Raw genomic sequence first — 293 nt, 5'->3', positions numbered from 1 at the left:
CTGGAGCCCCGGCTGCACGGCGCCATCGCCGACTACCAGCGCCACGCCGAGGCGCCGGGCGGCAACCTCGTCAAGCCCTCCGACGAGCACGCGCCCGCCCGGTCCTCGGTCAGCCATGTCCCGTCGACCAGGTCGGCGTTGCGGTCGGGAGCGGCCCCGTAGAGGTAGCAGCGGTAGTTCGCGGCGCGCTGCCCGGCGGGCGCGTGCTCGTCGGAGGGCTTGACGAGGTTGCCGCCCGGCGCCTCGGCGTGGCGCTGGTAGTCGGCGATGGCGCCGTGCAGCCGGGGCTCCAG

1 protein-coding gene is annotated in these 293 nt (G+C 76.1%); it reads right to left on the bottom strand.

Annotated elements, in window-relative coordinates:
- Nucleotides 1-32 precede the first annotated feature (32 nt).
- A partial coding sequence (locus DEF28_RS27065; protein WP_199493599.1) for a DUF4344 domain-containing metallopeptidase occupies nucleotides 33-293 on the bottom strand: 261 nt, incomplete at its 5' end.

Source organism: Marinitenerispora sediminis (assembly GCF_003336425.1).
Classification (GTDB): Bacteria; Actinomycetota; Actinomycetes; order Streptosporangiales; family Streptosporangiaceae; genus Marinitenerispora; species Marinitenerispora sediminis.
This window is presented reverse-complemented; position numbering and strand designations above follow the sequence as displayed.